Source organism: Streptomyces sp. NPDC104309, from assembly GCF_055584025.1.
The window spans coordinates 1-9,708 of record NZ_JBVJMV010000049.1; the positions used below are offsets into that span (position 1 = coordinate 1).

The window sequence follows — 9,708 nt, forward strand, 5'->3', positions numbered from 1 at the left end:
CTACGCCCGCACCGCCGCAGCCGAAACGCTCCTCGACGCCGCCTGTGCCTGACACTGAGTCAACCCCCGAAGGATTTCCGGAGCCGACCACTAAGAGGGTCGAACTCACCGACCCTTCCGAGGTCGTGAAGTTCCTCATCGTCGACGCGACCGGCATGACGGCGTTCGCAGACCCCGGACGCGCGCCGGGGATGATATCGCCAACCACCACCTCGACGAGGCGTTCATCGACTTCGCCCCCGGCGCTACGACGAGTGGGAGCCCTGACCGATCCGGGGATCGGCCGGTACAGCCTTCGGCAACGACATCAACGACCTGGACATGCTGCGCAACGCTCGGCACGCGGTTCGCGTCGGGACCCACTCGGGCGTGGGTGTCGCACACGTGACGGTCGCCGCGGACGCGGACACCGTCGCCGAGAACTCCCGTTGGCGCCGTCCGTGCCCGTGGCCTGCCCCCCCATGGACGTGCGGCACATGCGTCCGAAGACACCCCGGGACTCGACCGGGACGCTCCGCAGTCGTCGTCGCGCCTGCCGGACCTCGTATGACGGACCAGGTAGGGCGGCCGGCATCGGCCGAGCGCTGGATGATCAACCGGTGATGCCGCGCAGGCGGACGCTGTTAGGTTCGGCCACCTGGTCAGGGCCCCTTCCTTCTCGCCGGTCGATCACCACCCCCGCTTCGGGCCCGCTCCGGCGCGCCACAGCCGGTTCGGGTGGTAGCCCGGGCGTCGGCGGGGCCCGGCAGCAAGCGGCGCGTGTATGGGCTGACAGCAAGGACGCACGATGACGACGTTGGACAGGATGGACATACGGCTGCGGGCCCTGCACCTGCGGGAAGGCCAGCGCATGGCGCAGCGCCTGTTCGCGCACGTGATCGGCACGCAGGTGATCAAGCCCGGACGCAGCGAGGAGGAGGTCGACAACCGGATCGCCCTCATCGCCCGGGAGGTGTTCGGCGTCCGGGCAGGCCGGGTCGGCCGTCGGTTCGTGCGGTCGGGGCCGGACACCGTGGTAGGCGGGCGATGGCCGGACCGGGTCATCGGCGCGCAGGACCTGGTCGTGCTGGACTTCGAGTCGCTTTTGGCCCCGTACGAGACGGGCTTCGCCCGGACCGTGGCCCTCGGTGACGGTCTCGTGCGCCGGCGCCTCGTTCACGACCTGGGCGTCGTGGCCACCGGCGCCGGGGATGCCTTTCGGGCCGACGATTCCATCACCGGTCGCGAGCTCTACGCGGAGGTCCGCAGCCTGGCGGCCAAGGCCGACCGCAGTCTGGGCGCCTGGCATTGCGGTCGGTTGACCGGCACCGCGCCCTCCAGGCATGCGGAGGCGACACGGCCGGAGGTCTTCATCGGTCCGGACAACGACCGGCCCCTGCGCCGGACGCTGGAGGATGGGTGGCGGGCCCACTGGATCCTTCAGATCCACCTCGTCGACGAACACCGTGGCCACGCCGCTGTCCACACGGAACTGCTCGACCTCGTCTGACCCACATCTCGGTCCGTGCGGGCCATGCCGGGGCCACGGGCGGCTACCGGGTGGGCCGACGAGGCCGCTCTGGGGCCGTGACAGACCGCAAGAACCATCGATACGCGATCACCGTCGAGCGTCGGGATGGCGCCTGGCAGTGCACCCGCCTGGACCGCACCGCCCTCGCCGGGCTCGACGAGGCGATCGTCGCGGTCCGCGACGTCGATGCCTCGGAGGCGGTGTTCGGGCCTTTCCATGCGGACGAGTCGTTCTTCCTGATCCTGCGCTCCACCCCGGGCGGAGCGGCTCTGCTGCTGTCGGACGTACGCGCCGCGCACCGGCACACGCTCGCGGCCCAGGCTCTGGACGCCCCGCACATCACCTCTCCCGCAGACGACGCCCCAGCGCGCGCCCGGCCGGAGATCTGGGCACCCTCCCCGACCTGGGGCTCAGCCGAAGCCATGGACGCCATCCTGGCGCGGCCGGACGGCCTGCCCGACGACCAGCTGCGGACCTGCGCGGAACAGTGCGGATTCACCGCCGAGTTCGACCGCCCGCGCCGCTGGTGCCGGTCGTCCCCGCCGCCTCCAGCCCCGGCTGGAACAGCAAGATGGCCGTCGGCCGATCGGTCCCGAGGAGGGGAACCCGACCGGCCAACGGCGCCGACACCCGACGCGGGAGGAACCATGCCCGGTGAAGGATGGTCGATCAGGCGGCGGCGAGGGAGATCTCGGTGGCCTTGATCAGGGTGACGACCGACGAGCCCGCCGCGAGGCCGAGGTCCTTGGCGGCGCCGGCGGTGATGGCCGCGGTCAGGCCGCCGCCGCTCACGTCGACCTTCACGGAGGCCATGGTGGGCCGACGGCCACGTCGACGACGGTGCCGGGGATCTGGTTGCACCGTGCTCGCGGCGGATTCCCTCACGGGCGTGTTCAAGCAGGCGGGCGTGGCCTACGAGGCGCAGCACTCGGGGACGCAGGTGGCGTTCTCCTTCGCCGGTTCGCAGGAACTGGCCGCCCAGCTGAAGCAGGGTGCTCCCGCCGGCGCCTGGCGATCGCCGACACGAAGACGATGGACGAGCTGAAGGGCGATACGACCGATCCGACGGTCGCCGCGAAGAACCGGCTCGTCATCGCGACCGTCCCCGGCGAACCCGCACAGGATCGGCTCCCTGTAGGACCTGGCCGACTCCAAGATCAAGGTCGTCCTGGCGGCTCCCGAAGTGCCGGCCGGCCGCCACAACAAGGAGGTCCTCGACGAGCAGGGCATCAAGGTCACCCCCGTCTCGCAGGAGCCGAACGTGCGGGCGGCGCTGTCCAAGGTCGAGCTGGGCGAGGCCGATGCCGCGCTGGTACCGCGTGGATACCAGTGACCCGTTCGCGGCCCTGGTGTTGGCGACCGACAGCGCCATGGCTACGTCGGCGGCGGCTTGATCGGCTCGTTGATCGGCGCTCCGTCCTTGTCGGTCATGAAGTCGCGGTGAACCGGGTTCTTGTCCGTCGGCTCGGGGAGGTTCGGGCACGCGATGCCGTCGCCGTCCCGGTCGAGTCCGTTCGGGTCGAGTGCGTCCGCTCGCAGCACCGCTTGCGCGTCGGCCTGGGACTCGAACGCGTCACAGTCGGCCACGTGCCCCTTGTGCACATACGGAGCGACGTCGAACGTATGCTCCGGGGGCCCATTGTCGCCGCCGCACGCGGTCAGTGTGATCGCCGCGATCACACTGACCGCCGCAAGGGAGGTACGACGACCCGGTCGTAGCCGGTGATCCGGGCCCTTGTGGATGTCGCGTGTCTGGTCTGGCATTGTCCTAGGCCGATCCTGTCCGGAACACCGTGACCGTTCCGTTCACCGGATCGACCGCATACACCTTCGCCGTAGTGTTGTTCGTGGCCAACGAGCCGAATTGGCGAGGCGTGCCGAGCGGAGCTTGCGTCAGCAGCGTGCTGCCGTCGGCCACCCCGAGGCCGCCCGGCGCGCCGAGAACATTCTGTTGTGCGACGAAGATCCTGTTGAAGTTTTTCAGCACGGTGACCTTGTGCACTTCATTTTCGGGGGCATTTGACGCTCCGCAGACTGATGCTTGCCCCGTGACCGTCGTCCCGACGATTCGGTCGATGCGGCCCCCATTGGCGCCGCACTTCGATCCACCGTCCAAGTAGACGTAGACCGACCCTGCCGCTGAGTTGTAGACCGCGGAGATGGGCACGTAGGTCGTTCCCACCAGGTCGTTGATCGCTGTTGAACTGCCGTCGCTGGGGTTGATGACGATCGTTGTCGCGACGGCTCTCCACGGGCCCGAGGGATTCGCCGGGTTCGGAACGCACCTCATGGCAAGGAGGTAAACCCGGTTGCGGCCGGGATCGACAGCGATGCTGCCACGAGCGGAGTTCGCAAAGAGGACGTCCCCGGCATTGGCGCTGCAGGATGACCTCGTCGGAAACTGCGCTACGACGTTGGCGGCGTGGGTCTGCGACGAGATGGTGAAGAGGCCGATGCTGGCAGCGAGGCTCGTGCCGCTGCCGACAGCCCCCTTTGTGAGGTACACAGCGTGGTGCACGGGGTCAAAGGAAAAGTCCATGCCGCTGCTTGCGCTCATGATTCCGGCAGCGGGCAGTGGGATCGGCGTCGCCGACGAGCTGCCGGCCGCGATGTAGGCGACCGCCGAGGTGCTTGCGGTACCGCCGCCGACGTAGACGTCGCCGTTCTCGGGAGAGACTGCCAGGCCAGTGACGGTCGTCGTAAAGCCGCTGACGCGGGTCACTTGATTGGCGTTGGCCGTGTCGATGATCGCGACGCCGCCCGTACCCCCGACGTAGACCTGCCCCGTGCCGGGGTCGACCGCGATGCGGGTTGGGCTCGACACAGCGCTGGAAACGTCAATCGGAGGACCGATCGGGGCGTCGGTCTTGCCGTCGATCACGGTCACGTTGTTGCTACCGCTGGCCACGACGTACACGCGATTGGCCTTCTCATCGACCGCGAGGTCGGCTGGATCCGCGCCCACCTTGATTGCGTCCGCTCCGCGCTCCGTCGGTGTGGAGGTGTCATGCAGCGTAAACGACGACTTTTCGCCTCGACCGCACTTGTTTTCCTCGCCGACCACCACCACGTTGTAGACCGGTTCGCCGGACAGCAGCCCGTCAGCTTTCAGATCATCGACTGTCCCATAGTGTCCGTGCTTCGCGCAGTAGGACTCTTCCGCTGTTCGCAGGGTAGCCGCGTCCGCGGCGATCGCGTTCTTGCGGCCCTTGTCGCCGATGCCCCTGACGGAGAACACCACGATGGCGGCAAGGACGCCAAGGATCACGATGACCACGAGCAACTCGATGAGCGTGAAGCCGTCCTGGCGTCTGGCGCGCAAGGAGAACAGGCGATGGTCCGATGTCATGGCAGTCGGGGCTTCCTTCAATCGATGGGTCACGTTCAGGCCGAGCGCACGCGCGAGCCCTTGCCGCGTCACGGTGTTCCCCGTCGCACGGGCTTGACATCTTTTGGTCCCGGCAGGTCCGGGCACGCGATGCCGTTCCCATCGTCGTCAAGGTGATTCGGGTCGGCCGGCTCGAAACGCAGGACGGCCTGCGCGTCCGCTTGGCTCGCGAAGTCCGAGCAGTCGTAGGCGTCATTGCCGTAGCGCAGGAAGTAGCGAGCGTCGAAGGGCCGCTTCGGCTGCGGGCAGAGCGCGCTGCGAGTGTCGCCAGGACCGCACCCGACCCGCTGTGCGATGCCGGCAACCGGTTTGGTGTCGCGCGGTTCCGGCAATCCACGACACGCGACGCCGCCTCCGTCATCAAGGTGATTCGGATCGCGGGGGTTGGCCCGCAGCACCGCCTGGGCATCCGCCTGACTGGCGAAGTTGATGCAGTCGAAGGCGTCGCCGTGGGTGGCGTATTCCTTTGCGTCAAACACCTTGCTGTGTGGGCAGAGCACGGTGCGCTGGGTACCCGGCGTGCACCACTCGGGGTCGGACTTCTGGGCTGGGGCAGCCGCATCTGACCCACCGCGCGCAAGCGCCACTACGACCAGCGCCACCGCAACCACCGCGAGAACCAGCACACCCCACCTGGTCGCGCGCGAGCGCGACAGTCTGCTCAACAGTGCCATAACACGCCTCTGTCCATCGTGCCGCCAGCCCCTCCCTTGCGTCGTGCAGCGGGCCGACGGCACTCGCCCGTCGGCCCGCTGCAGGCTGGATACGGGCATTACATACACAGCAAGCGCGGTTGTCAATCATTGACTACTGGGTTGCCGAGTGAGCACCATCTAGGCGTGTGAGGCACCGTCATGCCGGGAAGCCACGCAGATGCCTGGGAGTTCTCGGGCATCTGCCTACTCCCACCAGCAGGGTGCCCGTGCGGCAGCCGCCGCCAACCAGATCGACGAGGAGTAGCAGATGCAACGAAGGTCCAGACGCGCTCGGAGCGCTCCGAACTCCGGCCGCACCGCGATGCGCCGGGTACGGAACGCGTTCGCGGTGGGTGCCCTCGCGACGGCGCTGATCGCCGCCGGGGCACCAACAGTGTTCGGCGCGACGGCTTCGCAGGTCGGTATCGCGAACAACATGTATCCCGCGGCGAAGGAAATGAAAGGTACGATCGAGTCGCTTGGGTCGTTCACGGCGTTCACGGCGAATACCGCATCGCAGATCGGCGGGTTCTGGAACAAGCCGGCGATCGATACGTCGACGATGCGGGGGATCACGTCGGGAAGCCTGCGTCAGCAGCTGAAGAGCGCCGGCCCCTACACCACGTGCAATCCGTCTTCGTCGAACAACTGCGTCGATGGGCCGTTGCACATTGACGCGTTCCTGTCGGCGGACGAAGCCAACGTGGACGCGGTTATCCCGACCGCGGATGGTGGGACGTGCACGGCGAGCGGGAGCGTCGAGTGCAACGGCGCGATCTCAAGCAAGCATGCTGTGGCAATCGGGCACCTGGCTATCTACAGCTGTAGCGGCAGCTGGGCGGGCTCGACTCGCGGTGATGACCCGTCCAACGCCGGGAGTCCGCCGCTGGCGTTTGGCGCGGACGCCAATGGCAGCGGTAACGGCAAGGCGCAGTCGCCTCGGTGTGATGCGTCGCCGATCGCCGGCGGCGCGCCCACGACGATGTCGGGGGTGGTGAGCTGGCTCGCGACGAGTGGGCGCCGGATCGCGGTCGCCGACCCGGCTTCCGCGCCGTTCGGTGCGGCGTCCAAGCAGGCGTTGATACAGAACGGGTTCTCGTGGATCGCCAGCGGGGCGGGTCAGAACGTGTTCACCGGAAGCGCGTGCGACAGCGCGGGTACCGCGTGCAAGGTGCGCCTGGAATCAGGGATCAGTCAAGTGCGTGGCGCGGTGACGGCGAATGCCGGCGGGAACACCCAGCTGGGTCTCGTGGCGAAGTCGAACATCATGCAGGTGAGCTGGAATTCGAGTTCGCTGAACGGCACCACGGGCAATGATCCCAACACGTGGACCGACGTTGATTCGAGCGCGTACTCCGGCTACGGAGAGATTGAGCAGTACGGCGTCGCCCTGAACGGCGGCAACACCGGCGCAAAGGCCGCCTGGGACCGCCTGTTCAACACCAAGTGGGATAGCGACGCCACCATCCAGTCGACCCTCGCCGCCTACGGCTACTAGGCGATCCGGAGCACTGGGCAACGGACCGTCGGTCAGGCACGGACATCGCCCACCGACGGTCCCGGCTCGCCGATCCTCGTCGGCGGTCTCCACGCCAATCGGCGGCAGGACCGCCGAAATGCGCATCCCGCGGCGACGCCAACTCGGCTCGTTTCCTGTTCGGAAGCGGAGTCGGTCACGTCACGCCATCCGGCCATGCATGTCGGCCGGATGGCGTGACGACCGGCACAGCACTTCGCCCATCGGCGGTCGTACTGCCGAGGTGCGTCACCAACTCGTGATGCATCGGGCCCTGAAGGAGGGGCCTCAGCCATGAACAGATCACCGCGTCGGCGCCACGCGCCGGACGGCGGCTCAGCCGCGGTCACGCGCGGTCGGCTACGCCGAGTCCCGACGCTCATCCTCGCGGTGGCGACCGTCGTGATGACCGCCGGCCCGGCCTCGGCGGTCCGACGCTCCCGGGCACGGATGCGATCGCGGCCGGCGGCTCCTGCGAGACCATCGTCCAGGTGCCGTAGCCGACGGGCCTTCTCCGACGGCTGCCTATGAGACGCTGACGTGTGTCGCGGGCTCGGCGATCGCGATGTCGCGGTCGCCGAGCCCGTCTCGCTGTCGCACGCACATCGTCGAGCACGGCCCACGGCTACCGGGTGTGGTGCCGGACACGTCTGCGAAGGCTGCGGCGGCGGGATGTCATCCGTCGCGGTCGTGCCGGCCGGTACGGGCCGGATCGCGTCGTGGCACGCGTGCGGCGGTGACGTGGGTGCCGAGGGGAGGACGACCCCGAGCGTGACGTCAGCTCTTGACGGCCGGCCGCGTCGAGTCGACGTCGACGGCGTCCAGAAACCGGCGTGCGGCGCGGACGTGTTCCAGCCGCCAGGTGTAACTCGCACGGGCGATGTGGTCGCCGGCGGCGTGCTCCTTGGCGCGCAGCGACTCCTCGATCTCGTCGAGGACGACCCGCTGACGCTCGACCAGACGGGCCGGGCTGGAGTCGCGGCGCTGGAGCAGCAGAAGCTTGCACGTGAGTTCGGCGCGGACGTCGAACAGCTCGGTCACGGGTTCGCTGAGCCACTGGCTGACCGTCGTCTCCGCCGCGGAGGTGGCGGCGTAGATCATGCGCTGCGGTCCCCGATTGCCTTCCTCGGCGCCGACCGCCGTGATCAGTCCGCGCTCGACCAGCCGCGTGATCGACCGGTAGACCATGGGTCGCGAGATGTACCAGAACTCGCCGATTTCTGCACCCTCCGCGGTGAGGGTTGCGATGGCGAAGCCGTGACTGGGTCGTTCGGCCATGAGCGCGAGCACAATCCACTCGGCCAGTGGCAGATCAGGTTCGTTCATAGTGACCAGGGTAAGGATCGTCGGTGCTGTTTGCGATTCTCCGAACCTGGTCCCGTAGAGCCTCGAAGGCGGACACAGGGACCAGTCCCCAGGAGGCCGGACCGATCGGTGCGGCAGGCGCCTGACGTCCGGCCCCGGTGGTCATGGTCAGTGGCGGACCGTTGTGTGCGGCGCACCCATCGCGTATGGGTCGATCACGCTCTCGTACCAGTCGACGGCAGGACCACCGACGAGGAGGGCGGCGATGGCGCCGGCGGCGAGGAACACACCGAACGGGAGGCGGGTCTGGCGGGTGGCTCGCCCCGCCGCCATGAGCACGATGCCCACCAGCAACCCGGCGGCACTGCCGGCCAGCACCGCGAAGACGAGGTGCCACGGACCGAGCCATCCCAGCCCGGCGCCGAGCAGGCCGGCCAGGCGCACGTCGCCGAAGCCGAGCCAGGCCGGCCGCACCCAGTGCAGGGCGAAGAAGACAACGAACGCGCCCACTCCGCATGCCGCGTTCACCCCGAGCCGATGCCACTGGCCGGTGGCCGCCGCGGCCGCGAGCAGGCAAGCGGCGGTGATCCCGAGAGTCGGGTAGATCAGCCGCCGAGGGAGCAGGAAGTGTTCGGCGTCGCAGGCGGCCAGGGCCAGCAGCCCCGCGGTGAAGACCAGTGCGGCCGGCAGCACTTCCGACCAGCCCCAGCGCAGTGCCTCGGCGACGAACAGGATCGCGGTGAGCGCTTCGACGAGCGGGTAGCGGGCGGGAATCGGAACCCGGCACGCTCGGCAGCGCCGGCCCAGCAGGAGCCAGGACACGAGGGGGATGTTGTCCCGGGCCGCGATGGGCGCGGCGCATCGCGGGCAGGCGGAGCGGGGCCGTACGACCGAGCGGCCGGCCGGCACCCGGGAGACGGCGACGTTGAGGAACGACCCCACCGCGAGCCCCAGTAGACCGATAATCACGATAAATATGGGTGACATGGCCGCAATGGTGCCGTACCGCGCATACCGGTCGCTACCGGCACGATGCTAGTGATTCCGACCAGAACTCCAGGCCGCTGCGACCCTCGCCGTGACCGTCCTCACCCTCCGCAAGGTGGTTCAGGCCAACGGCAATTCCGGCGATGCCGCAGGCCGCCTACCGCGGTGCACCAGGTGGCTCTTCCGATGCCACCTGGTCCACTCGACCGCCGACCGCCGACCGCCGACCGCCGACCGCCGACCGCCGACCGCCGACCGCCGACCGCCGACCGCCGACCGCCGACCGCCGACCGCCGACCGCCGACGT

Annotated in this window: 9 protein-coding genes and 1 pseudogene; 4 read left to right on the forward strand and 6 right to left on the reverse strand. The window is 68.7% G+C overall.

All coding sequences use genetic code 11. The features are described 5' to 3' along the window. The first annotated feature begins 787 nt into the window (after positions 1-787). Both ACZ68L_RS39300 and ACZ68L_RS39305 read left to right on the forward strand, forming a co-directional pair. Positions 788-1,489 (forward strand): M24 family metallopeptidase, encoded by a 702-nt coding sequence (locus ACZ68L_RS39300; protein WP_469587564.1) that lies wholly within the window; start codon positions 788-790, stop codon positions 1,487-1,489. Positions 1,490-1,566: 77 nt separating this feature from the next. Further along, positions 1,567-2,214: a tRNA adenosine deaminase-associated protein gene (locus ACZ68L_RS39305; protein WP_469587566.1), complete on the forward strand. Its 648-nt coding sequence runs from the start codon at positions 1,567-1,569 to the stop codon at positions 2,212-2,214. Here ACZ68L_RS39305 and ACZ68L_RS39310 read toward each other — a convergent pair. After that, positions 2,180-2,314: a TOBE domain-containing protein gene (locus ACZ68L_RS39310; RefSeq protein WP_469587568.1), complete on the reverse strand. Its 135-nt coding sequence runs from the start codon at positions 2,312-2,314 to the stop codon at positions 2,180-2,182. The genes ACZ68L_RS39305 and ACZ68L_RS39310 overlap by 35 nt on opposite strands. On the opposite strand from ACZ68L_RS39310, the pseudogene modA reads away from it, so the two are divergent. Next, a pseudogene (gene modA / locus ACZ68L_RS39315) lies at positions 2,274-2,825 on the forward strand (molybdate ABC transporter substrate-binding protein); the annotation flags it as partial. The gene ACZ68L_RS39310 and the pseudogene modA overlap by 41 nt on opposite strands. Before the next feature lie 59 nt (positions 2,826-2,884). On the opposite strand, the gene ACZ68L_RS39320 reads toward modA, so the two are convergent. From ACZ68L_RS39320 to ACZ68L_RS39330, 3 genes are read right to left on the reverse strand one after another with little or no spacing between them, the layout of a single operon-like run. After that, positions 2,885-3,274 (reverse strand): excalibur calcium-binding domain-containing protein, encoded by a 390-nt coding sequence (locus ACZ68L_RS39320; protein ID WP_469587571.1) that lies wholly within the window; start codon positions 3,272-3,274, stop codon positions 2,885-2,887. Between the two features lie 4 nt (positions 3,275-3,278). Next, positions 3,279-4,931, reverse strand: a complete 1,653-nt coding sequence (locus tag ACZ68L_RS39325) for a prepilin-type N-terminal cleavage/methylation domain-containing protein (protein WP_469587574.1) — start codon at positions 4,929-4,931, stop codon at positions 3,279-3,281. Continuing rightward, positions 4,928-5,524: a hypothetical protein gene (locus ACZ68L_RS39330; protein WP_469587577.1), complete on the reverse strand. Its 597-nt coding sequence runs from the start codon at positions 5,522-5,524 to the stop codon at positions 4,928-4,930. The genes ACZ68L_RS39325 and ACZ68L_RS39330 overlap by 4 nt, the downstream gene beginning before the upstream one ends. Before the next feature lie 418 nt (positions 5,525-5,942). Between ACZ68L_RS39330 and ACZ68L_RS39335 the strand changes: the two genes are divergently transcribed. Then, positions 5,943-7,091, forward strand: a complete 1,149-nt coding sequence (locus tag ACZ68L_RS39335; protein ID WP_469587580.1) for a type 2 periplasmic-binding domain-containing protein — start codon at positions 5,943-5,945, stop codon at positions 7,089-7,091. Positions 7,092-7,886: 795 nt separating this feature from the next. Here ACZ68L_RS39335 and ACZ68L_RS39340 read toward each other — a convergent pair. Continuing rightward, entirely contained in the window at positions 7,887-8,435 is a 549-nt protein-coding gene (locus ACZ68L_RS39340; protein ID WP_469587582.1) for a PadR family transcriptional regulator, read from the reverse strand. A 147-nt stretch (positions 8,436-8,582) separates the two neighbouring features. Further along, entirely contained in the window at positions 8,583-9,401 is an 819-nt protein-coding gene (locus tag ACZ68L_RS39345) for a prepilin peptidase (RefSeq protein ID WP_469587585.1), read from the reverse strand. Between the last annotated feature and the right edge of the window lie 307 nt (positions 9,402-9,708).

Bases quoted from the DNA above. Each gene is read 5' to 3' on its own strand.
- ACZ68L_RS39340 (WP_469587582.1), bottom strand. From the start codon at position 8,435: ATGAACGAACCTGATCTGCCACTGGCCGAGTGGATTGTGCTCGCGCTC.
- ACZ68L_RS39345 (WP_469587585.1), bottom strand. From the start codon at position 9,401: ATGTCACCCATATTTATCGTGATTATCGGTCTACTGGGGCTCGCGGTG.
- ACZ68L_RS39320 (WP_469587571.1), bottom strand. From the start codon at position 3,274: ATGCCAGACCAGACACGCGACATCCACAAGGGCCCGGATCACCGGCTA.
- ACZ68L_RS39300 (WP_469587564.1), top strand. From the start codon at position 788: ATGACGACGTTGGACAGGATGGACATACGGCTGCGGGCCCTGCACCTG.